Raw genomic sequence first — 21,605 nt, forward strand, 5'->3', positions numbered from 1 at the left:
CCAAATGCCCGGTGGCGCTACGCTTACCGGGCCTATGGGTGGTAACTGTAGGCCCGGTAAGGCATAGCCGCCATCCGGCAAGAATACGATCAGTTCAGCTTCGCTTTCGAGAAGTCACTGCCCATCAGACTCACGCTGTACCCGGTCACGTTGCTGCGGGTCGCGTAGAACGTTTTGCCGTTAGCTAACGCAATCCACGGTGCCTGCTGGTAGAAAATCTCCTGTGCCTGGCCATACAGCTTCGCACGTTCGTCCGGGTTGCTGGTCAGTTTGGCCTTTTGCACCAGCTCATCATACCCCTTATCACACCAGCGCGCGGCGTTAGATCCGGTTTTGATGCTGTTACAACCCAGCAGCACATCGGCGAAGTTGTCCGGATCGCCGTTATCAGACATCCAGCCGAACAGCGCGGAATCATGCTCGCCTTTACGCATGCCGGAGAGATATTCCCCCCACTCGTATGAGACGATTTTCGCCTTCACGCCCACTTTCGCCCAGTCAGCCTGGATCATCTCCGCAATGCGTCGCGAGTTCGGGTTGTACGGACGCTGAACCGGCATGGACCAGAGGGTCACTTCCGCGCCCTTATCCAGACCCGCCTGCTTCAGCAGCGCTTTCGCTTTTTCCGGATCGTAGCCGTAATCCTTCAGGTCTTTGTTAAAGCCGAGCATGTTCGGCGGGATCGGCGATTTAGCGACCGTACCAGACCCCATAAAGACCGCGTTAACAATGGCCTTTTTGTCCGTTGCGTAATTCAGAGCCTGGCGCACCAGCACGTTATCAAACGGTTTTTTCTCCGTGTTGAACGCCAGGTACCCCACGTTCAGCGCATCCACCGAGTGCAGGGTCAGGTCTTTGTTTTTCTTGATCGCTTCAAACTGCACCGGCGACGGCGCAGGAATGATCTGACACTCGTTCGTTTGCAGCTTAGCCAGACGCGTCTCAACGTTTGGCGTGATGGAGAAGATCAGGTGTTTGGTCGGCACCTCTCCCTCCCAGTAGTTCGGATTGGCGACGTAGCGGATCAGCGAATCCACCTTGTACTGCTGAAGCACATACGGGCCGGTGCCGATTGGCCAGGTATCCACATTTTCAGGCGTACCCTTTTTCAGCATCGCGTCCGCGTACTCGGCAGAGAGGATCGAGGCGAAGTCCATTCCCCAGTCGGCCAGGAACGCCGCGTTGGGTTCACTCAGCGTGAACTGAACGTGATAATCGTCGATCTTTTTCACATCCTGAATGAGCTTGTCGAGGCCCACGTCATTAAAGTATTCGTAATTACCCTGGGAAACATTGTGATAGGGATGCTTAGGGTCTTTCTGACGCATAACGGAGAAAATAACGTCATCAGCGTTAAAATCACGGGTCGGTTTGAAGTATTTATTGCTGTTGAACTTTACCCCTTTACGCAGGGTAAACGTGTATGTTTTGCCGTCTGGCGAAATGGTCCACGACTCGGCCAGAGAAGGCACCGGCGTGTTTTTTACCGGGTCGAAGTTAATCAGACGGTTATACAGCGTTTGCGAGCTGGCGACAAATGAGGGCCCAGAGCTGGCGATCTGCGGGTTAAACGACTCCGGCGACGCCTCGGAGCAGTAGATAATGGTGTCTTTGTTTGCCGCCCATGCGGCGCTTGCCGGTAGCAGCGCGCTCAGCGCGAGGGCGAGCACAGTTTTCCCTGTAGACATGGTTATTACCCTTTCGGTTTTATTATAGTGAACAGTAATAACAGCACAGACGTTTTGGCCTGACAAATAACGAATCACTATCAGGTTATTCTAAAGCCGTACATTTCGCTGGTTTTAGCATCAGCCCGCAGAAACCGATTTGCCTTAAGGTCCATTATTCGTCAAGCACAACCGTCACGATCAATGCCGCAAGAAATCGTCCCTTTTGCCGTCTCCTCAGCCGTTTGCTTGCTTACCTGATTCGCTAAAGTAATGGCGTGAAAAAGTCTACAGGACCAAATCGTGGCAAAAACACTTTTACGCAGCGGTAATCTGGATGATTTTCAGGCCGTTGGCGGCGGCGGACAGGCCGTTTTTGAATCAGCGCTGCAAATCCGCGAAGCGCTTCGGTTGCGCAAACAACAGGCTATCGTTGATTGCCTGGCCATCCCCCAGGTCAACGACGGCGGCGATCGCGTTGACTGGTACTCCCCGGTTGAGGGAACCGTCTCCAGCTGGAAGGCGGCGGATGAAGATGATCGTTATCGCGCCCTGCGCTATCTGGAAAACACGCTCACCAGCGTGGAGTCGCTGAGTAAAAAATGCCTTCAGTCACCGAAAACGGCGCAGCAACTGTTTGGCTCTCTGCTCTCAAAAGCCTTTCAGTTTCCCGGTGAAAACTTTGTTTTCCTGGTGGATGGCAAACCGGTGATCTGCTTCTGGGGTTTCGTCAACCTTAACGAAAACGCGCGCGACGACGTGCTGGACTGCCTGCGCGAATCGTTGGTCCCTGAACCTGAGCCAGTGGTGATTAACGAGCCTGAACCTGAACCGGAGCCAGAACCGGCCCCGGTGGTGACCTTTGAGCAGGCCGACGCGCCGCTTATCACGCCTGTGACTACAGTTCGTATCACCGACGATGAACTGTATACGCCAGAGCCGGTGCGCATGAACGCCGCGCCGCCAGAGCCCGCACCGGCGGCCATACAGAAAAAACGTCGCTCCCCCCTGTGGTTGCTGCCGGTTGCCGCCGTCATTATTGCAGCCATCGCCACCCCGCTGCTCTGGCCAAAACAGGCCCCGATCGCAGCGCCTGTTGCCACACCAGCGCCAGTACCCGTCGCCATTGCTCCGGCCCCCATAAAGACGGTTGAGCCGCTTGAACTGAAACTCCCGCTGCACCAGGCCGAAGTGGTAGAGCCGAAGGTGAAAACGCCTGCCCCGGCAGCCGAACCGGTGGTCATTACCGCGATACCGAAAGATGCGATGGTGATGGAGGCAAACCAGGTCAAAGCGGGGTTAACGCGCTTCCTGAACGGCACCTGGCGCGCGTTTCTCGATGTGCAGGATCCGCTCACCGGCAAACCGCCGTCGCTGCGCTACCAGATCCAGAACAATAAAGGTTTCGCCCGGGTCGTGCATGGCGACAACATTGTCTGCCGGGTAGACGTCTTTTCCGGATTACACAGCAACGGCGAGCTGTTGATCAAAACGCGCGGAAACGCGCGTTGCACCGACGGTTCACGCTATCCGATGCCGGAAGTGACCTGTAAGGCAGGTGCCAGCGATGTGGCGGAATGCACCGCACGTTACGATGCCAACACCGTCGTTCCTCTGACGTTCAAGAAAGCAGGTGTCTGATCCTATGCTGGTTAATCTTTGCGACTATAAACAGAGCGTGACGCTGATTGCTAACAGCGGCGTGCAGTTTCTCGATTTTGGCCTGACTCCGCAGGACACCGCCAGCAACGGGCGTTTCGTGCGTAAAACGGCAAATGGCCCGCTGCTGCGTCTGGATTTTGACCTGGTTAACGGCCGGTACACGCTGCCTGCCACCGATGGCGGGCAGCCGGAAGTGGTCAAGCCTGAAAGCACCATTCCACTGCATGACTCCCTGACCGTGCTGGACGGCGTCTGGCTGCCGCTCCCTTTCCTGCGCTTTAACCCGCCGCGGACGTTTGTTGAAGGCCCGGATAACTGGGCACGCGTCCAGGTACGAAAACTTTCCACCCCCGACGCGGCTGGCAATACGCACCGGGTCACCGTCGCGCTCGACAGCCAGATTGCAGTGCATGCGACGTCTGCCCTGTCGCCGGTTGAAAACGATATCCTGAACGGCACGCGTTTCGCGCTCGCCTGGCGCGACAGTGAGGTTGAAAGTTTCCTCGACCAGACCTGGATTGACGGCTGGCTCCGTGAAGCCTTCACGCAGTTTGCCGACGGGGTTGAAAAACGCTCCGAGCGCGAGCTGCATCAGGCCATGCGCAGCTTTGAATATCAGGCGCACTGGCTCAACCTGCTCTCCATGCTCGGTGAACAACTCACCGTGCCGGAAGTGAAGTTTGTCACCCATACCCTGAGCACCCCTGCTATTCCTGTCGATCTGATCCTTGACGTAGGCAACACCCATACCTGCGGCGTGATTATTGAAGATCATGGTGATGCCAACGACGGCCTGCGCCAGACGGCTGAACTTCAGGTACGATCGCTGAGTGAGCCGCAGTTCCTGAATGAACCGCTGTTTACCAGCCGTCTTGAATTTTCCGAAGCGCGTTTTGGCAAGCAGCACTTCTCGGTGGAGAGCGGCCGGGAGGATGCATTCGTCTGGCCGTCAATTGTCCGCGTGGGTGATGAAGCGCGTAAGCTGGCGATGCAGCGTCTGGGCACGGAAGGCAACAGCGGCATCTCCAGCCCGCGTCGCTATCTGTGGGACGAGACGCCGGTGGTGCAGGACTGGCGCTTTAGCCAGATGAACAGCAAAACTCAGCGCGAACCGCTGGCAACCGCGTTTCCGCTGATGAACCTGATGAACGACGACGGGGAACCGCTCTTTACGCTGCCGCAGGATGAACGCCTGCCGGTATTCTCTCCGCAGTACAGCCGCAGCACCCTGATGACGCACATGCTCTGCGAGCTGCTGGCTCAGGCGCTTGGCCAGATTAACAGCGTGGCCACCCGCCTGCGGCTCGGCTTCCCAGCCTCTCCCCGCCAGCTGCGGACGCTGATCCTCACCCTGCCTTCGGCGATGCCGAAACAGGAGCGCGAGATTTTCCGTCGCCGCATGTTTGAAGCTATCGCCATCGTCTGGAAAGCGATGGGCTGGCACCCGCAGGATGAAGATTTTGCCAGCCGCAAGCAGCAGGAAAAAAGCGTAGTGCCGGTCCCTGAGATCCAGATGGAGTGGGACGAGGCCAGCTGCGGCCAGCTGGTGTGGCTATATAACGAAGCCATTTCCCATTTCGGCGGTCAGACCGAGGCCTTTTTCGCCTCCCTCGCCCGTCCGGATCGCGCGCCTGAGCCTGACGTCCAGCCGGGGCGTGCGCTGCGCGTGGCCTCGATTGATATCGGCGGCGGCACTACGGATATGGCTATCACGCACTATCAGTTAGATGATGGTTCCGGGAATAACGTCAAAATCACCCCACAGCTGCTGTTCCGCGAAGGGTTTAAGGTCGCTGGCGACGACACGCTGCTGGACGTGATCCAGCGCTACGTTCTGCCTGCGCTGCAAACCCAGCTTCAGAAATCCGGCATAGCCGATGCTTCCCAACTGATGGCATCCCTGTTCGGCGACTCCGGGCGGATCGATACCCAGGCGGTCCTGCGCCAGCAGACGGCGCTTCAGCTCTTTATGCCGATCGGTCACGCGATCCTGGCGGCGTGGGAATCGAGCGATATTGACGATCCGCTGGCCGGGCTGCATGCCACCTTCGGCGACCTGCTTACGCAAAAACCGACGCGCAACGTGATGAATTATCTCCAGCAGGCGATCGACCATGCGTTGCCTGCTGGCTCAGGACACTTTGATCTGTTCAGCGTACCGCTGCACGTCAGTTTCCGGGAGATGCGGGACGCGATGCTGGCGGGTCAGTTCACGCTGGCCGCTCCGCTTCATGCGGTATGTGAGGCGATCTCTCACTACAGCTGCGATATTCTGCTGATCACCGGACGGCCAGGCTGTCTGCCGGGCGTTCAGGCCCTGATTCGCCACCTGCAACCGGTGCCCGTCAACCGCATCGTCTGGCTGGATAAATACCAGGTTCATGAATGGTATCCGTTCAGCCAGCAGGGACGGATCGGCAACCCGAAATCCACCGCTGCGGTGGGAGCGATGCTTTGTAGCCTGGCGCTGGATCTTCGTCTGCCGCGCTTTAACTTTAAAGCAGCGGATATTGGCGCGTACTCTACGGTGCGCTATCTGGGCGTGCTGGATAACACGATCAATACCCTGCGGGACGAGAACGTCTGGTATCACGATATCGACCTCGATAAACCCGGCGCGAAACTGGACGCCCGTCTGCACTTCCCGCTGCGCGGCAACGTTACGCTCGGCTTCCGGCAGCTGGCCAATGCCCGCTGGCCCGCGACGCCGCTCTATACCCTGAGCATCAACTCAGCCGAGCTGGCGAAAGCCATTGCGGGCGACGGCGTACTGAACGTGCGCCTGAAGCTGCGTGGCGGCACTAAGCAGGAAGGCCCGGAATCTTTCGAGCTGAGTGATGCCTGGCTACAGGACGGCACGTCCGTGCCGCCGGACGCCCTGACCTTTAAACTGAATACTCTGGCCGATCGCCGACACAGCGGCAGCCACTACTGGATCGACAGCGGGAGCGTATACCTTAAATGACTGCGACGACTGCCACCACTCAGGCCTTAATCGGGTGGATCAACGAGACGCGACAGCACGCCCCGATGCTGGATAACGAAGCCGACGCCCTGCTTGCCCGCCTTAACGCAGTAAGCGCGCGTGAAGAGGCGCTCGATCGCGCCCTTGTCAGCCAGGGCAGTATCGGCTTATATGGCCACTCGCAGGCCGCGAAAGCGCACCTGCTGGCTGCACTTTGCGGCAGCGGGGACGAACGGCTGAACGTTACGCCGGGTCAACGCACGTTTGATTACTTCTCGCATATTAACCCCGGGCATGCACCGACCAACATGGCCGTGCGTTTCAGCAGAGCGTCCCGCGAGGTCGCAGACGACGCGTTTCCCTTACGCCTGCGCCTGGTAACGGAGGCCGAGCTGGTGCAGCTGTTTATCGCGCGCACCACGCTGGATCCGCAGATCCGCGCGGTGGATAAATTGGTGATTGAAGCCCGGCTTGAGAAGTGGCGGGCGCTGCGTCAACCGCAGAGCGTGCCGGGAATGACGGCGCGGGAAGTCGCGACCATTGCCCGGTTCTGGCAAAGCGTAGTACCCGGCGCTAAGCAGCATATTGATGATGCCCTGTGGCACCAGTTTGCCCTGCTGGTTCCGTCACTTGATCTCAGCACCCGCGCCAGCGTCTGGTCTCTGCTGTGGGGTGAGCAGCAGGAGTTAACCCAGCAGTGGCTTAAATTCGCCCAGGTGCTGCATCAAACCAGCCATGCCAGCGCGCTTGCGGCGCCGTTGAGTCTGCTGGTGGACAGCTTTGGTCTGCCCTGCGAAGGCTTCCTTACGCACGGGGCGTTTACCCTGCCGGAAGCACAGGAAACACTGCTTCATCCGGTAAAAAACGGCGAGCTGCTTAACGCCATTAGCCTGCCCGTCGATGTACTGGCATCTCTGACCCGCGAAGTGGTGCTGCCCGTTGAGAACTGCGTGCTGGATAACGTTGACATCATTGATATCCCTGCCATTTCTGAGGAAAACACGCCGCTGATGATGCAGGCAAAATGCCTGTGGTTGCTGGAGCATTATCGTCAGCACATTCAGCCGGATGTCCTGGTTATCTGCAATGCGACGGCGCACCACCAGCAGACCGCGAAAACGGCAAGGCTCCTGCAAAACTGGGTCAAAGAGACGCAGCCGGTTGAAGAATCCGCGTTGCCGGGGCTGGTCTGGGCCATTACCCCTCATGATGCGCGGTTTACCACAAAGCAGAATCTGGACGAAGCGGTGCAGCAATTGCTGGGCCAGCCGGGTCTGCGCTGGGGCACGCTCCAGGCGCTCGATACCCACAGCATGCAGCGGGTGATTGAGTGGCTGTCGCAGGCTACCCTGCCGGCACAGCGCCATAAGCGTCTCCGCGTGCTGAAAAGGCTGTTACAAGAGTCGCTGTCGATGCTGATTCGCCCATATGTCGCGCCTCTCACTCAGGAGCCAGGCGCAGGGCGGGCACAGGCCGAAAAAATGGTCCGAACGCTGCAAGGCAGTGCCGCTCGTCATGGTGAACTGCTTGAGGGACTTCTGCCGCCGTTAAACGCGTTTGAGACGCTGCTGACCGTTCACCAGCCTCGTGAGGAACAGGTCAACGGCCTGTTTAACGATGTTATCGATCTGTTTGCGGAAGAGACGCAGGAAAATCCAGGCGCGTTGCAGACCAAAGACAAGGCGCGGCTGGCCCATAACGTGTGGGTTAACCATCTTCGTCAGTGGAGTCGCAACGACGCGGCGGCTGCCCGTCTGGGCCTGGACGCAGAGGTATTACAGCAGATTGCGGATGTGCTGATCGTTACCAGCTACCGGCTGGATCTGCCGCTGCAACTGCAACGCATTGCAGAAAAAGATAAAAGCAGTGCCGCGCAGCTGCATGCCGCGACAGGCAATTTCATTAGCTGGCTTGGCTATGAAATGACGCCCGTTTCTGAACGGCCTGCAAGCCGGATCCGCAAAGGTCAGCCAATTTTTGTGACGCCAGTTGTGAGCAGCGCTTCACCCCGTCTTACCCGACTTGGCGAGCAGCCTGTCCATGCGGCGACAGCCTATGTTTATGACTGGCTGGTTGCGCTCTACACCCGCGCGATTGAAAACATGGATTATCAGTGCCCGTATGACGTTCAGCCTGCTGCGCGGAAAGCCTTGTCTGCCTTGCTGTCTTAATCATTGCAGCCCGCAGCAATGCGGGCTACCCCTTCATGAGCCGTTTATGAAGCCAGACAAAGCCTGAGCCAACGCTGACGGGTTTTCCCAGGACATTGAATGGCCCGCATCAGGGATAATTTTTACAGCAACGCCGTTTTGTTGCAGGCGATTAAAATCGTCATCAGGCAGGGAGCGCTCACCAAAAACTAACATTACCGGGCAGCTCAATGACAAGAACAGGTGTGCCCAGTCAGGTTTAACGCCCTCGACCAGGCTTGTTGCGCCGCGCCAGACGGCCCAGGGGGCATTGCTTTGAAGGCTTCCAGCCCACGGCGACGTTTCCGCCCGCAGCATGTCATCATAGCCCTGAGCCAGAAAATGTTGTTCCGTTTGGGCCGCAATTGCTCGGCTGAACATCCCGCCACCCGCATGAAAATTGGGTTCAGATACTATCAGGCCCTTAACGCGCGACGTTAACAGTGCTGCCGTTTCGATCGCGATACTCCCCCCCATGCTATGACCATACAGCCAGAGACTATCCAGGGCGAGATGGTTTAACAGTTCAACCACCACCTGCGCCTGTTCGCTCGTGCGATAACGGTAGTTGTCAGGTTTGTCACTGTAACCGCTACCGGGAAGATCGATCAGAATGGCTCTGCGCCCCCCGAAACGGGTATCACAGACAATACGAGGATATTCATACGACGATGCACAGCCCAACCCGTGGATAAACACAACCGGGTCACCGAAACCGGGAAGATCCTGCCAGCGCACAGTGCAGCCTGCTTGCTGCGAATAGAAACTGTTCATAAGCACTCCATGTATGACGGACTGTATATTTATACAGCCTCAATGTATGGAATGCTATGTCTGGATGCCGATTCTGGAAGCGTGCTTCAGAAAAGAGAGATCAACAGGGCAACAGGAAAGCTCATCGGCCAGGTGGAACCCACCAGGAATGCGCTCAACAGGCGAATACGTTTACGATCTTTAGACAGGAACCAGGTGATTAATGCGCAGATGGAGGCCATGATTGCGTAGAACACCAACATCTTTTGATACAACGTCATTCTGTTTACCTGAGCCGAAAAATAACCGCACGCAATATGCGTCATATGTTGACACAGATCAAGTTTTTTCGTTACATCATAACCACTTAAATACTAAGGATAATAACAACTGAGTACCTTGTGTAACAACGCCGGGTAAAGCAAAACGGTTATTATTGATAAGATGCATATTAAATGCACTTATTGATAAATTCATCCCCGCAGAAAGCAGTTTAATAACAGCAGGCTTTTAAGGGAGGAAACATGCTACGCATTCCGCAGAGTTGCATTCACACCCGTTCCACGCCTTTCTGGAACAAAGAAACGGCCCCCGCCGGCATTTTTAAACGTCACCTTGATACGGGCACGCGCCCGGGCGTTTACCCTCGCCTGTCGGTGATGCGTGGCGCAGTGCGTTATCTGGGCTATGCTGATGAATTTACACCTGAGCCTGACAGCGAGCTCGTCATTGAAGCGGGTCGTTTCGGCGTTTTCCCGCCAGAGAGATGGCACCACATTGAGGTGATGACCGACGACACCCTGTTCAATATTGAATTCTTTGTTGAACCTGAGGTGCTTAAGTCCCTTTAAGCGCCCGCCAACATGAAGGAAACTATGATGTTACGTATTCCTGAAAACTTTGTTCATACCCGCTCGACGCCGTTCTGGAATAAAGAGACCGCCCCAAAAGCGCTTTTTACCCATCACAACACCAAAGCCGGCGTGTACGGTCGGTTGTCCGTCATGCAGGGTGCGGTGCGTTACTTTGGCTTTGCCGATGGCGACGCCACCGAGCCCGATCTGGAAGTGGTTATTGAGGCCGGTTCTTTTGGCATCTCCCCACCGCAAAAATGGCACCGCATTGAGCTACTGACCGACGACACCTATTTTAATATCGACTTTTTCGCGGATCCTGCCGTCACGCTCAGCGGTGCGGGCATCGGTAAAGTGGTCAACACGCATAAGGAGTAAATAATGGGTAAGGCTACCTATACCGTGACCGTCACCAACAACAGCAACGGCGTGTCGGTGGATTATGAAACAGAAGCGCCAATGGAGCTGTTGATCCCGGACGTCGCGGCAGATGTCGTGAAGGATCTGGTGAACACCGTTCGCGCCTACGATACGGAAAATGAACACGAGGTCTGTGGCTGGTAAGCTGAATCGCCCGGCACTGCGCCGGGCATGAGGGTTTAGTGTTTGATCATGACATGCCGGACTACCGTGTAATCCTCAAGTCCGTAGACCGACATATCTTTGCCATAACCGGATAACTTCATCCCGCCGTGCGGCATTTCGCTCACCAGCATAAAATGGGTATTGACCCAGGTGCAGCCATACTGCAACCGCGCGCTGAGTCGGTGGGCGCGTCCGACGTCTTTTGTCCAGACGGACGAGGCCAGGCCGTATTGCGAATCGTTAGCCCAGCTCAGCACTTGCGCTTCATCCTCAAATTCTGTCACGCTGACCACCGGGCCAAACACTTCTCGCTGGACGATCGCATCTTCCTGCTTCGCCCCGGCCAGCAGCGTAGGCTGGAAGTAATATCCTGCCCCCTCTCTTTTACTGCCACCGGTGACGACGCGGATATGTCCAAGGGTTTTGGCTTCGTCCACGGCAGCACAAACGCGGGAAAGATGCGCTGAGGAGCTGAGCGGGCCCAGCTCGGTTGACGCATCGTCCGGCGCGCCCATTTTCAGGCTGGCAACGGCTGCGCCCAGCTTTTCGACCAGCGCGGGGTAAATCCCCTTCTGGGCATAGATACGACAGGCTGCGGTACAATCCTGACCAGCATTGTAGAAACCAAACGTACGCACGCCTTCAACCACGGCATCCAAATCTGCATCGTCAAAGACAATGACCGGGGCTTTTCCGCCCAATTCCATATGGGTACGTTTAACTGAAGATGCGGTATGCCCGATAATATGTTCTCCGGTAGCAATAGAGCCGGTGAGAGAAACCATACGGACTTTTTCGTGGCCGGTCAGCGGATCTCCTACGGTTTTTCCGCGACCAAACAGCACGTTCAGCACACCTGGCGGGAAGATATCTTTCGCCAGTTCCGCCAGCTTCAGCGCCGTCAACGGGGTAATTTCAGACGGCTTGATGACGACACAGTTTCCCGCCGCCAGCGCGGGCGCCAGCTTCCACGCCGCCATCATCAGAGGGTAGTTCCAGGGCGCAATAGAGGCGACAACGCCAACCGGGTCGCGGCGGATCATTGAGGTATGTCCTTCGAGGTATTCTCCGGCAGCCAGCCCGTTCAGGCAGCGGGCGGCCCCGGCAAAGAAGCGAAACACATCGACCACGGCCGGGATCTCATCTCCCTGAACACAGTGCAGCGGTTTCCCGCAGTTAAGGGACTCCACTTTTGCGAACGCGTCAGCGTTGGCTTCTATCACATCAGCCAGTTTCAACAGACATTCGGCGCGCGTTTTCGGCGTCGTTTGTCCCCACTCTGTGAACGCGCGATCGGCAGCCTGGACGGCAGCGTCCACCTGTGCTGCCGACGCTTCAGCAATCTCCAGCAGCACTTCACCCGTGGCAGGATTATAAACCGCCTGCTTCTCACCTTCGCCGGTCACCAGTTCACCATTAATCAGCAATTGATTTTGCATAGCATCGTCCTGTTGAAATCGACATTGTTTTCGCTGTCAGCACACGTTCTGGCGGCCAGAAACGTGACAACGTCACGTTACCAATCCGCACTCCCTTACTAAAGGTAGACCGCGCGTCATGTCGCTTCAGGAATTTTCATCAAGGTGTGACTGGGTGCAGCATCATTTCGCGGATTAACCCCGCCAGCTGGATGACCGCCTGCTCTTCCCGCTCGCCCCAGCCCCATGAGGTATTGAAACGGAAAAACGGTGTCCAGATATTGGAGGTGGAAAACATCTTGCCGGGCGCAATGCTGATTTGATGGGTTAACGCCTTCTCACTCAACCGCCCCGCATCCAGCTGTTCAGGCAGTTCCAGCCATAAAAAGTAGCCGCTGTCGTTATGATGGATTTTGACGCCGGCAGGCATATGACGCAAAAGCGATTGCCAGGCCTGCTGTTTGCGTTCAGCAAGCGTGCGTCGCAGGCGACGAAGGTGGGCGTCGTAACGTTTGGTCGCCAGGTAATCCACCAGCGCCAGCTGCATGGGAGAGCTGGTGGATAACGTACTCATCAGCTGCAACTGCTGAATACGGCGCGCATGTTTTCCCGCCGCCACCCAGCCAATACGGAAACCGGCCACCAGACACTTGGAGAATGAGGAGCAGTGCAACGTCATATCCTGCTTATCCCAGGCCTTTGCCGGAAGCGGCTTTTCACGGCCAAAGTAGAGTTCGCTGTAAACATCGTCTTCAATCAGCGTGACGTTATGCCGGGTGAGTAAGGCAACCAGCTGAGCTTTCTTCTCTGCACTCAGCGTGAAGCCGAGCGGGTTCTGACTGTTGGTCATCAGCCAGCAGGCTTTCACCGGATAATCATTTAACGCCTGCTCAAGGGCACTGAGATCGATGCCCTCACGCACATCAGTGGCAACCGACAGCGCTTTCAGTTTCAGACGTTCAAGCGCCTGGAGTGCGCCATAAAAACAGGGGTTTTCAACGATAACCCAGTCCCCTGGTTCAGTCACAGCCTGCAAACTGAGGTTAAGCGCCTCAAGCGCGCCCGCGGTGATCACAATTTCATCCGGGGAGATATTCATTCCCTGCTGAGCGTAGCGACGGGCAATGGCATGACGTAAGTCGACGTTACCCGGCGGCAGGTTTTCGATCACGCTCATGGCGGTAGCCGTTTTGCTGACGTTAGCCAGCGATCGGTTGAGTTGCTGAAGCGGGAAAAGGCGCGGATCGGGAAACGCCGAGGCAAAAGGGACAACGGAGGGGTCGCGGCTGGCCTGTAGCACGTCGAAAATATAGGTGTTGATGTCGACCACTTCATCGCGCATCACCTGCGCGGGCGGTGCAGGCTGGTGTGTGATCGGGCGGGCGGCAACGTAATAGCCTGACTGCGGTCTGGCAACAATGCGCCCCTGACTTTCCAGCATCTGATACGCGTGGCCCACGGTCATAAAACTCATGCCGCTGCTTGCCACCTGCTCTCGCAGAGAAGGCAGCTTATCGCCCGGCAACCATACGCCAAGCTCAATCTGCGAGATAATTTGTTGCGCCAGACGCTGGTATTTTTTCATCAGATTCTCCTTATTGCTGACAGTGTATATCAGCAGGAGAAAAAGAGAAGATTTTGCTAACTGTTATAGGAAACGCGGCAGATTACTTGCGGTACTCTGTAATGTGATTCTGAGCAGAACGCGCTGCGGCCAGGTGGTCGAGCGTGATCATCGACGATTTGCAGAAAATGCATTTCGCGCCGAACGGGTTTTTGTCAGACACATCAAAAGCTGAGGTGCGGTACTGCGAGCCATGACAGCATGGGCAGCGGAAATGGATATAAGAAGTCATAGGATTCTCCTGTAAACGTAAAAACGTAAATTACTCATGAGCCGATCAGGCAATAAATGGTTCGATACAAAACTAATCGGAATGTAGATAAAGACCCAAGAGAGGCTGCGGAGAGGCACAACGTGATGAGAACTGCTTTATAAAACTACGTCAGATATTTATTTGGATTCAAAACCAGAAATCCATTAACGCATGTTGCTGGCGACAAAGCAAGCTGTTTAATGCGTAAAAATCATAAAAAGAAATTTTTTATTCTTCCTTGTTACCTATATCAGCCAGATAAAGTTCAGCTTTTCCCACAACTGTTATAGATAAATTATCGATTTCTGCTTCTGATATCTCACTTGCCGCCTCTCTATCATAACAGTACACCGTTTAACATTGAGGCAGTGCATGTTTGGTTTAGATGCGTTTCATCTTGCGCGAATACAGTTCGCCTTTACCGTATCCTTTCATATTATTTTTCCGGCGATAACCATTGGCCTTGCGAGCTATCTCGCCGTGCTGGAAGGGCTGTGGCTGAAAACAAAAAATCCCGTCTGGCGCTCGCTGTACCATTTCTGGTCGAAGATCTTCGCCGTCAACTTTGGGATGGGCGTGGTCTCTGGCCTGGTGATGGCTTATCAGTTTGGCACTAACTGGAGTGGGTTTTCCCAGTTCGCGGGCAGTATTACCGGCCCCCTGCTGACCTATGAAGTGCTTACCGCGTTCTTCCTTGAGGCGGGATTTCTCGGAGTAATGTTGTTTGGCTGGAATAAGGTCGGGCCGGGGCTGCACTTCTTTTCGACCTGCATGGTCGCACTGGGGACCCTCATGTCTACGTTCTGGATCCTCTCGTCAAACAGCTGGATGCAGACACCGCAAGGGTATGAAATCATCAACGGTCAGGTCATTCCGGTGGACTGGTTTGCCGTGGTGTTTAACCCCTCCTTCCCTTACCGCCTTCTGCACATGTCGATAGCGGCATTTCTCAGCAGCGCGCTGTTTGTCGGTGCCTCCGCGGCCTGGCATTTGCTGCGCGGAAAAAATACGCCCGCGATTCGCACCATGTTCTCCATGGCGTTGTGGATGACGTTGATCGTGGCACCCGTCCAGGCGCTGGTGGGTGATATGCACGGGCTTAATACCTTAAAACACCAGCCAGCGAAAATAGCCGCCATAGAAGGCCACTGGGAGAATCCGCCGGGTGAACCTACTCCACTTCTGCTGTTTGGCTGGCCAGATATGGAGCAGGAACGGACCCGTTTTGGCCTGGAAATTCCCGCTCTCGGCAGCCTGATCCTGACCCACAGTCTCGATAAACAGGTTCCGGCATTGAAGGAGTTCCCGAAAGAAGATCGCCCGAACGCCACCATTGTCTTCTGGTCTTTCCGCATCATGGCTGGCCTGGGGATGTTGATGCTGCACCTCGGCGTGACGGCGGTCTGGCTGCGTTACAAACAGCGCCTTTATACCTCACGTTCCTTCCTGTGGTTTGCCCTGCTGATGGGGCCGTCCGGGCTGATCGCGATCCTCGCCGGATGGGTAACAACGGAGGTCGGCCGCCAGCCCTGGGTCGTCTATGGTCTACAGCGTACAAAGGATGCGGTTTCCGCGCATGGCGATCTGCACATGAGCGTCAGTTTGCTGGCCTTCTTCGTGGTTTACACCGCGGTATTCGGCGTGGGTTACAGCTATATGGTGCGTCTGATTAAAAAAGGGCCGCAGCCCCATGAATCCTTCGCGACTGAATCCGATGGCCGCCCTGCTCGTCCGCTTTCTGCCGTCACCACTGAATTTAAGGAGTAACCGTAATGGGTATCGATCTTTCCATTATCTGGTTCGTGATTATCGTTTTCGCCACGTTGATGTATATCGTGATGGACGGTTTTGATTTGGGGATAGGCATCCTGTTTCCGGCAACGCCGAATGCGGACGACCGCGACGTGATGGTCAATAGCGTGGCTCCCGTCTGGGATGGCAACGAAACCTGGCTGGTGCTTGGCGGTGCGGCCCTGTTTGGCGCCTTTCCTCTCGCCTATGCGGTTATCATCGACGCGCTAACCATTCCACTGACAATAATGCTGATCGGGCTTATATTTCGTGGCGTCGCCTTCGAATTTCGCTTCAAGGCCACTCCGGCGCACCGCCCGTTCTGGGATAAGGCCTTTATTGGCGGATCAATTGTGGCGACCTTCAGCCAGGGCATCACCGTCGGCGCGGTCATCCATGGGTTCAGCGTCACCGGTCGCGCTTACAGTGGTGGTCCGTTTGACTGGTTTACCGCGTTCAATTTTTTCTGCGGTGCGGGTCTTGTAGTGGCTTACGCGCTGCTAGGTTCAACGTGGCTGGTAATGAAAAGCGAAAATGCCCTGCAACAGCGGATGCGTCAGGTATCGAAAGTGCTTCTGCTCCTGCTTCTGGTATTCATTGCAGTAATCAGTATCTGGACCCCTCTCGCCCAACCAGCTATTGCTGCGCGCTGGTTTACGCTGCCGAATCTGTTTTATCTGCTGCCCGTTCCTGCGCTGGTTGCGATCCTGAGTCTGTGCCAGTGGCGCTGCCTGAATGATCCTGCGAGCCATACTCTGCCGTTTATTATGACATTAGGGCTGGTTTTTCTTGGCTTTAGCGGGCTTGGGATCAGCATCTGGCCGCATATTATCCCGCCGGACATTACCCTGTGGCAGGCCGCTGCGCCAGTCCAAAGCCAGGGCTTTATGTTAGTGGGTGCACTGTTGATCATTCCCGTGATTCTGGTCTACACCTTCTGGAGTTATTACGTTTTTCGCGGAAAAGTACAGCATGGGGAGGGTTATCACTGATGCAACAACCTGTATGGAAACGTTTGATGTGGCTTGCCATCATCTGGGGCGGCAGCGTTCTGGCGCTGGCCTGCGTAAGTATGCTCTTTAAAATGCTGATGACCGCAGCCGGATTTAAATCGCACTAACTCACTGACCGGGTGCGCCGCCGCCCGGTCCCTTCCCGCACTTTCAGATAAACCCCATTAACACCCAGGAGGGTATGGTTACACTGAAAAAATATTTACGGTATTGATAGTTTGAGAAAAAAATGAAAAAGCTCGCGGCAGTAAGTTTAATCAACCTCGCACTGGCTGGATGCGTTAATCCTGGTAAAGCCTCCGTTCAGACCGAACAGCTAGAGAATCATCGTTTCGTTCTGGAAAATGTGGATGGCAAAGCGGTTAAAGGCGGGAAAACGCAGCCTGAAATTCGCTTCAGTGCGCAACCCAATATCAGCCTGATTAACAACATTGTCGTCTCCGGCACAATGTGCAACGGCTTCAATGGCCAGGGGAAACTGTCCGAAGGAGAGTTGACGGTCAAAACGCTGGCAATGACGCGGAAACTCTGCACCGAGCCGCAGCTAAATGAACTGGATCAGACCATCGCTGATATGCTACGCACAGGCGCACAGGTAGACCTGACCGAAGACCAGTTAACCCTGGCGACAGCCAATAAGTCATTGATGTTTAAGCGAGTTGAATAACTCAGTAGCTTCCGCACGAACCTACGGCAAGCGACTGCTCACTACAGCGTTTGCCATTTGGCAATGCGCACATGCCGATGGCGGAGCCGTCGAGCTGACGGGCAACGGAGAGTGAACCGCCGATCATTGCGCAGTTGGCCTGACCTGAACTGGACATCGCCGCTCGCATACCCGGCGTAACGTGTGCCGCTGTCGCCTGCTGTACAGGTTCATTGCTGCATGCCGACAACAGTAACGCGGCACATCCGACCCAAAATGCTGAACGCATACCTTCCTCCCCATAAATAAAGCGAAACCTATGCATAATAGGCATCACGCGCCGCATCGTCGAGAGCGGATGTGCGTATTTATGCGCCCTGGTAACAATTTCTCGCAATTTTTTAACGCGAATAGCTATCGAGTCATTGATACAGCGCATACCAAGGACACAAAAGCGAAAATCGTAAAACCTGAGCTTTGCTAAAATACACAGATAATATTCAGGGTCTGTCGTCGTTTTACAGGCCCCTCTTTTTGCGCAATGTAAGGGTGTTGTCCTATGCAAACTATTGACGGCAATGGTGCAGTCGCGTCTGTTGCGTTTCGTACCAGCGAAGTGATCGCCATCTACCCCATCACGCCCAGCTCCACCATGGCTGAACAGGCTGACGCCTGGGCTGGTAATGGGATAAAAAACGTCTGGGGCGATGTCCCGCGGGTTGTAGAGATGCAGTCCGAAGCCGGTGCCATTGCCACCGTGCATGGTGCGTTGCAGACCGGTGCCCTGTCGACCTCGTTCACGTCGTCTCAGGGGCTGCTGTTGATGATCCCCACGCTTTACAAGCTGGCTGGGCAATTAACGCCGTTTGTGTTGCACGTTGCCGCACGCACCGTAGCCACTCACGCTCTCTCTATTTTTGGCGACCACTCAGACGTGATGGCCGTGCGTCAGACCGGCTGCGCTATGCTCTGCGCCAGCAGCGTGCAGGAAGCGCAGGACTTCGCGCTGATTTCGCATATCGCCACGCTGAAAAGCCGAGTGCCATTTATTCATTTCTTCGATGGTTTCCGTACGTCCCACGAGATCAATAAAATCGTTCCACTGCCGGACGACACCATTCTGAATCTGCTGCCGCAGGCGGACATCGATGCGCATCGCGCTCGCGCCCTCAATCCGGAACATCCGGTGATCCGGGGTACCTCTGCAAACCCGGATACCTATTTCCAGTCCCGCGAGGCGACAAACCCGTGGTACAACGCGGTCTATGAGCACGTTGAACAGGCGATGGACGATTTTGCCGCTGCGACGGGCCGCGCATATAAGCCGTTTGAATATTACGGTCATCCGCAGGCCGAGCGCGTGATCGTCCTGATGGGCTCTGCCATCGGCACCTGTGAAGAGGTGGTTGATGAGCTATTGACGCGTGGTGAAAAAGTTGGCGTGCTCAAAGTTCGCCTCTACCGTCCCTTCTCAGCGAAACACCTGCTCGCAGCCCTGCCGGACAGCGCGCGTGCAGTGGCGGTACTGGACCGCACCAAAGAGCCTGGCGCACAGGCTGAGCCACTTTATCTGGATGTGATGACCGCTCTGGCTGAGGCGTTTAACCGCGGTGAGCGCGAAACGCTGCCGCGCGTCATTGGCGGGCGTTATGGATTGTCTTCCAAAGAGTTCGGACCGGAGTGCGTCCTGGCGGTATTTGCTGAACTCCGCGAGGCAAAACCGAAGCCGCGCTTTACGGTCGGCATTTATGATGACGTGACTAACCTTTCTCTGCCCTTGCCGGAAAACACCCTGCCCTCGACTGCGAAACTGGAAGCGCTGTTCTACGGTCTGGGTAGCGACGGCAGCGTCTCGGCAACCAAGAACAACATCAAAATTATCGGCAACTCTACGCCGTGGTATGCGCAAGGGTATTTCGTCTATGACTCCAAAAAAGCGGGCGGACTGACCGTCTCCCACCTGCGCGTCAGCGAACACCCGATCCGCTCGGCATACCTGATTTCTCAGGCGGATTTTGTTGGCTGTCACCAGCTCCAGTTCATTGATAAATATCAGATGGCCGAGCGCCTGAAGCCCGGCGGTATTTTCCTGATCAACACCCCTTACAGCGCCGACGAGGTCTGGGCACGCCTGCCCCAGGAAGTGCAGGCGGTGCTTAACCAGAAACAGGCGCGCCTGTATGTCATTAACGCCGCGAAGATCGCCCGCGAATGCGGCCTGGCGGCGCGCATCAATACGGTTATGCAGATGGCGTTCTTCCACCTGACCAATATTCTGCCGGGCGACAGCGCGCTGATGGAGCTTCAGGGTGCAATCGCCAAAAGCTACAGCAGCAAAGGTCAGGAACTGGTTGAGCGCAACTGGCAGGCGCTGGCGCTGGCCCGCGAATCGCTGTTCGCGGTGCCGTTGCAGCCGGTCAATGCCAGCAGTCCGAACCGGCCGCCAGTGGTGTCTGACGCCGCCCCGGATTTCGTCAAAACCGTCACGGCGGCGATGCTTGCCGGACTGGGCGACACCCTTCCCGTCTCTGCGCTTCCGCCTGACGGAACCTGGCCGATGGGCACGACCCGCTGGGAAAAACGCAACATTGCCGAAGCGATTCCCATCTGGAAAGAAGAGCTGTGCACCCAGTGCAACCACTGCGTGGCGGCCTGCCCGCACTCGGCCATTCGCGCCAAAGTGGTGTCGCCAGAAGCGTTAGATGGCGCGCCGGAAAGTTTACACTCGCTGGATGTAAAATCCCGCGATATGCGTGGTCAGAAATATGTCCTACAGGTGGCGCCGGAAGACTGTACCGGCTGTAACCTGTGCGTCGAGGTGTGCCCGGCGAAAGATCGTCAGGACCCGTCAATCAAAGCCATCAATATGATGTCGCGTCTTGAACATGTTGAAGAAGAGAAAGTGAATTATGATTTCTTCCTCGACCTGCCCGAAATCGATCGCAACAAGCTGGAACGCATTGACATTCGTACCTCGCAGCTCATCACCCCGCTCTTCGAGTACTCCGGGGCGTGCTCCGGCTGCGGCGAAACACCGTATATCAAACTGCTCACTCAGCTTTACGGTGACCGAATGCTGATTGCCAACGCGACGGGCTGCTCGTCGATCTACGGGGGTAACCTGCCGTCCACGCCATACACCACCGACGCGAACGGTCGCGGCCCGGCGTGGGCAAACTCGCTTTTCGAGGACAACGCAGAATTTGGTCTGGGATTCCGTCTGACGGTCGATCAGCACCGCGCCCGCGTAATGCGTCTGCTCGCACAGTTTGCCGATAAGATCCCGGCAGAACTGAATGATGCCCTGCATGCGGAGGCCACACCTGACGTTCGTCGCGCGCAGGTTGCTGAACTGCGCAACGCGCTTCAGGGTGTTGAAGGGGCTGAACAACTCCTCACTGATGCTGACGCGCTGGTTGAAAAATCTGTCTGGCTGATCGGCGGCGACGGGTGGGCCTACGATATTGGTTTCGGTGGTCTTGACCATGTCCTGAGCCTGACCGAAAACGTCAATATTCTGGTGCTTGATACTCAGTGCTATTCCAACACCGGCGGACAGGCCTCGAAAGCAACGCCATTGGGGGCGGTCACGAAATTTGGTGAGCACGGCAAGCGCAAGGCGCGTAAAGATTTGGGCGTCAGCATGATGATGTATGGACACGTCTACGTCGCGCAGATTTCGCTGGGGGCGCAGCTCAACCAGACGGTGAAAGCCATTCAGGAAGCGGAAGCGTATCCAGGCCCGTCGCTGATCATCGCCTACAGTCCCTGTGAGGAGCATGGCTACGATCTGGCGCTCAGCCACGACCAGATGCGTCAGCTCACCGCAACCGGCTTCTGGCCACTGTACCGCTTTGACCCGCGCCGTGCCGATGAAGGGAAATTGCCGCTGGCGCTGGATTCGCGTCCGCCGTCAGACGCCCTTGCCGAAACCTTACTTCAGGAGCAGCGTTTCCGCAGGCTGAACGCTCAACAGCCAGAAGTGGCAGAGCAGCTATGGAAGGATGCGGCAGCGGATCTACAGAAGCGTTATGACTTCCTGGCGCAACTGGCGGGGAAAGCCGAAAAATCGACCAGTGAATAACTTTATGCCCGGCTTGTCCGGGCATTTTTTTGCCAAAAAAAGCCCGATGCACGTGCACCGGGCGAATCCAGAAGATCGGTGAAAATTGCCTCAATGTTCTG

General features: G+C 56.0%; 18 protein-coding genes. 11 read left to right on the plus strand and 7 right to left on the minus strand.

Annotation, left to right across the window (positions count from 1 at the left end):
- Positions 1–89 precede the first annotated feature (89 nt).
- Positions 90–1,688 (minus strand): ABC transporter substrate-binding protein, encoded by a 1,599-nt coding sequence (locus ACOTX5_RS04750; RefSeq protein ID WP_017382274.1) that lies wholly within the window; start codon positions 1,686–1,688, stop codon positions 90–92.
- A gap of 282 nt (positions 1,689–1,970) precedes the next feature.
- Between ACOTX5_RS04750 and ACOTX5_RS04755 the strand changes: the two genes are divergently transcribed.
- Genes ACOTX5_RS04755 through ACOTX5_RS04765 form a run of 3 tightly spaced genes read left to right on the plus strand, consistent with a single transcriptional unit; the run spans position 1,971 to position 8,465 of the window.
- Entirely contained in the window at positions 1,971–3,308 is a 1,338-nt protein-coding gene (locus ACOTX5_RS04755; protein ID WP_045911775.1) for an SrfA family protein, read from the plus strand.
- A 4-nt stretch (positions 3,309–3,312) separates the two neighbouring features.
- On the plus strand, positions 3,313–6,294 hold the full coding sequence (locus ACOTX5_RS04760; protein WP_045911776.1) for a virulence factor SrfB: 2,982 nt from the start codon (positions 3,313–3,315) through the stop codon (positions 6,292–6,294).
- Positions 6,291–8,465 carry a virulence factor SrfC family protein gene (locus tag ACOTX5_RS04765; protein WP_045911777.1) on the plus strand — a complete coding sequence of 725 codons (2,175 nt, stop codon included), beginning with the start codon at positions 6,291–6,293 and terminating at the stop codon, positions 8,463–8,465. The genes ACOTX5_RS04760 and ACOTX5_RS04765 overlap by 4 nt, the downstream gene beginning before the upstream one ends.
- Positions 8,466–8,498: 33 nt before the next feature.
- On the opposite strand, the gene ACOTX5_RS04770 is transcribed toward ACOTX5_RS04765, so the two are convergent.
- Together ACOTX5_RS04770 and ACOTX5_RS04775 are read right to left on the minus strand one after the other, a co-directional pair.
- Complete coding sequence (locus ACOTX5_RS04770; RefSeq protein ID WP_045911778.1) at positions 8,499–9,257, minus strand: alpha/beta fold hydrolase; 759 nt, start codon at positions 9,255–9,257, stop codon at positions 8,499–8,501.
- An 86-nt stretch (positions 9,258–9,343) separates the two neighbouring features.
- Complete coding sequence (locus ACOTX5_RS04775; protein WP_003856960.1) at positions 9,344–9,517, minus strand: GhoT/OrtT family toxin; 174 nt, start codon at positions 9,515–9,517, stop codon at positions 9,344–9,346.
- Between the two features lie 243 nt (positions 9,518–9,760).
- Between ACOTX5_RS04775 and ACOTX5_RS04780 the strand changes: the two genes are divergently transcribed.
- From ACOTX5_RS04780 to ACOTX5_RS04790, 3 genes are read left to right on the plus strand one after another with little or no spacing between them, the layout of a single operon-like run.
- A complete protein-coding gene (locus ACOTX5_RS04780) occupies positions 9,761–10,087 on the plus strand; it encodes a DUF1971 domain-containing protein (protein WP_015570441.1) in 327 nt (108 codons plus the stop codon).
- A 27-nt stretch (positions 10,088–10,114) separates the two neighbouring features.
- A complete protein-coding gene (locus ACOTX5_RS04785) occupies positions 10,115–10,468 on the plus strand; it encodes a DUF1971 domain-containing protein (protein WP_003856958.1) in 354 nt (117 codons plus the stop codon).
- Positions 10,469–10,471: 3 nt separating this feature from the next.
- Positions 10,472–10,654, plus strand: a complete 183-nt coding sequence (locus ACOTX5_RS04790) for a DUF1869 domain-containing protein (RefSeq protein WP_003856955.1) — start codon at positions 10,472–10,474, stop codon at positions 10,652–10,654.
- A 35-nt stretch (positions 10,655–10,689) separates the two neighbouring features.
- Here ACOTX5_RS04790 and patD read toward each other — a convergent pair whose 3' ends face one another.
- The 3 genes from patD to ACOTX5_RS04805 form a co-directional block, all read right to left on the minus strand.
- Positions 10,690–12,114: an aminobutyraldehyde dehydrogenase gene (gene patD, locus ACOTX5_RS04795; RefSeq protein ID WP_045911779.1), complete on the minus strand. Its 1,425-nt coding sequence runs from the start codon at positions 12,112–12,114 to the stop codon at positions 10,690–10,692.
- Positions 12,115–12,253: 139 nt separating this feature from the next.
- Positions 12,254–13,678, minus strand: a complete 1,425-nt coding sequence (locus ACOTX5_RS04800; protein WP_032103602.1) for a PLP-dependent aminotransferase family protein — start codon at positions 13,676–13,678, stop codon at positions 12,254–12,256.
- Positions 13,679–13,760: 82 nt separating this feature from the next.
- The gene (locus ACOTX5_RS04805; RefSeq protein ID WP_017693360.1) at positions 13,761–13,949 is read right to left on the minus strand and encodes a hypothetical protein; all 189 of its coding nucleotides are present in this window, start codon (positions 13,947–13,949) and stop codon (positions 13,761–13,763) included.
- A 393-nt stretch (positions 13,950–14,342) separates the two neighbouring features.
- On the opposite strand from ACOTX5_RS04805, the gene ACOTX5_RS04810 reads away from it, so the two are divergent.
- The 4 genes from ACOTX5_RS04810 (at position 14,343) to hslJ (ending at position 17,441) form a co-directional block, all read left to right on the plus strand.
- Entirely contained in the window at positions 14,343–15,737 is a 1,395-nt protein-coding gene (locus tag ACOTX5_RS04810; RefSeq protein ID WP_045911780.1) for a cytochrome ubiquinol oxidase subunit I, read from the plus strand.
- Positions 15,738–15,742: 5 nt separating this feature from the next.
- Entirely contained in the window at positions 15,743–16,753 is a 1,011-nt protein-coding gene (cydB, locus tag ACOTX5_RS04815) for a cytochrome d ubiquinol oxidase subunit II (protein WP_015570437.1), read from the plus strand.
- On the plus strand, positions 16,753–16,881 hold the full coding sequence (locus ACOTX5_RS04820; protein WP_017382264.1) for a DUF2474 domain-containing protein: 129 nt from the start codon (positions 16,753–16,755) through the stop codon (positions 16,879–16,881). The genes cydB and ACOTX5_RS04820 overlap by 1 nt, the downstream gene beginning before the upstream one ends.
- A gap of 122 nt (positions 16,882–17,003) precedes the next feature.
- Entirely contained in the window at positions 17,004–17,441 is a 438-nt protein-coding gene (gene hslJ / locus ACOTX5_RS04825) for a heat shock protein HslJ (RefSeq protein ID WP_126489824.1), read from the plus strand.
- Between the two features lies 1 nt (position 17,442).
- Here hslJ and ACOTX5_RS04830 read toward each other — a convergent pair whose 3' ends face one another.
- Positions 17,443–17,709, minus strand: coding sequence for a DUF333 domain-containing protein (locus ACOTX5_RS04830; protein WP_003856935.1), 267 nt, complete (start codon positions 17,707–17,709; stop codon positions 17,443–17,445).
- A 270-nt stretch (positions 17,710–17,979) separates the two neighbouring features.
- On the opposite strand from ACOTX5_RS04830, the gene nifJ reads away from it, so the two are divergent.
- A complete protein-coding gene (gene nifJ, locus ACOTX5_RS04835) occupies positions 17,980–21,504 on the plus strand; it encodes a pyruvate:ferredoxin (flavodoxin) oxidoreductase (protein WP_047727058.1) in 3,525 nt (1,174 codons plus the stop codon).
- Positions 21,505–21,605: the final 101 nt, after the last annotated feature.

This window comes from Enterobacter cloacae complex sp. IR5441, assembly GCF_049238215.1.
Taxonomy (GTDB): Bacteria; Pseudomonadota; Gammaproteobacteria; order Enterobacterales; family Enterobacteriaceae; genus Enterobacter; species Enterobacter hormaechei_C.

Excerpts from the sequence above, each read along its gene's own strand:
- ACOTX5_RS04790 (WP_003856955.1), top strand. The coding sequence starts at position 10,472 with ATGGGTAAGGCTACCTATACCGTGACCGTCACCAACAACAGCAACGGC.
- ACOTX5_RS04765 (WP_045911777.1), top strand. The coding sequence starts at position 6,291 with ATGACTGCGACGACTGCCACCACTCAGGCCTTAATCGGGTGGATCAAC.
- ACOTX5_RS04760 (WP_045911776.1), top strand. The coding sequence starts at position 3,313 with ATGCTGGTTAATCTTTGCGACTATAAACAGAGCGTGACGCTGATTGCT.
- ACOTX5_RS04785 (WP_003856958.1), top strand. The coding sequence starts at position 10,115 with ATGTTACGTATTCCTGAAAACTTTGTTCATACCCGCTCGACGCCGTTC.
- ACOTX5_RS04775 (WP_003856960.1), bottom strand. The coding sequence starts at position 9,517 with ATGACGTTGTATCAAAAGATGTTGGTGTTCTACGCAATCATGGCCTCC.
- ACOTX5_RS04800 (WP_032103602.1), bottom strand. The coding sequence starts at position 13,678 with ATGAAAAAATACCAGCGTCTGGCGCAACAAATTATCTCGCAGATTGAG.
- ACOTX5_RS04750 (WP_017382274.1), bottom strand. The coding sequence starts at position 1,688 with ATGTCTACAGGGAAAACTGTGCTCGCCCTCGCGCTGAGCGCGCTGCTA.
- ACOTX5_RS04770 (WP_045911778.1), bottom strand. The coding sequence starts at position 9,257 with ATGAACAGTTTCTATTCGCAGCAAGCAGGCTGCACTGTGCGCTGGCAG.
- ACOTX5_RS04830 (WP_003856935.1), bottom strand. The coding sequence starts at position 17,709 with ATGCGTTCAGCATTTTGGGTCGGATGTGCCGCGTTACTGTTGTCGGCA.
- cydB (WP_015570437.1), top strand. The coding sequence starts at position 15,743 with ATGGGTATCGATCTTTCCATTATCTGGTTCGTGATTATCGTTTTCGCC.
- nifJ (WP_047727058.1), top strand. The coding sequence starts at position 17,980 with ATGCAAACTATTGACGGCAATGGTGCAGTCGCGTCTGTTGCGTTTCGT.
- ACOTX5_RS04780 (WP_015570441.1), top strand. The coding sequence starts at position 9,761 with ATGCTACGCATTCCGCAGAGTTGCATTCACACCCGTTCCACGCCTTTC.
- hslJ (WP_126489824.1), top strand. The coding sequence starts at position 17,004 with ATGAAAAAGCTCGCGGCAGTAAGTTTAATCAACCTCGCACTGGCTGGA.
- ACOTX5_RS04820 (WP_017382264.1), top strand. The coding sequence starts at position 16,753 with ATGCAACAACCTGTATGGAAACGTTTGATGTGGCTTGCCATCATCTGG.
- ACOTX5_RS04810 (WP_045911780.1), top strand. The coding sequence starts at position 14,343 with ATGTTTGGTTTAGATGCGTTTCATCTTGCGCGAATACAGTTCGCCTTT.
- ACOTX5_RS04805 (WP_017693360.1), bottom strand. The coding sequence starts at position 13,949 with ATGACTTCTTATATCCATTTCCGCTGCCCATGCTGTCATGGCTCGCAG.
- patD (WP_045911779.1), bottom strand. The coding sequence starts at position 12,114 with ATGCAAAATCAATTGCTGATTAATGGTGAACTGGTGACCGGCGAAGGT.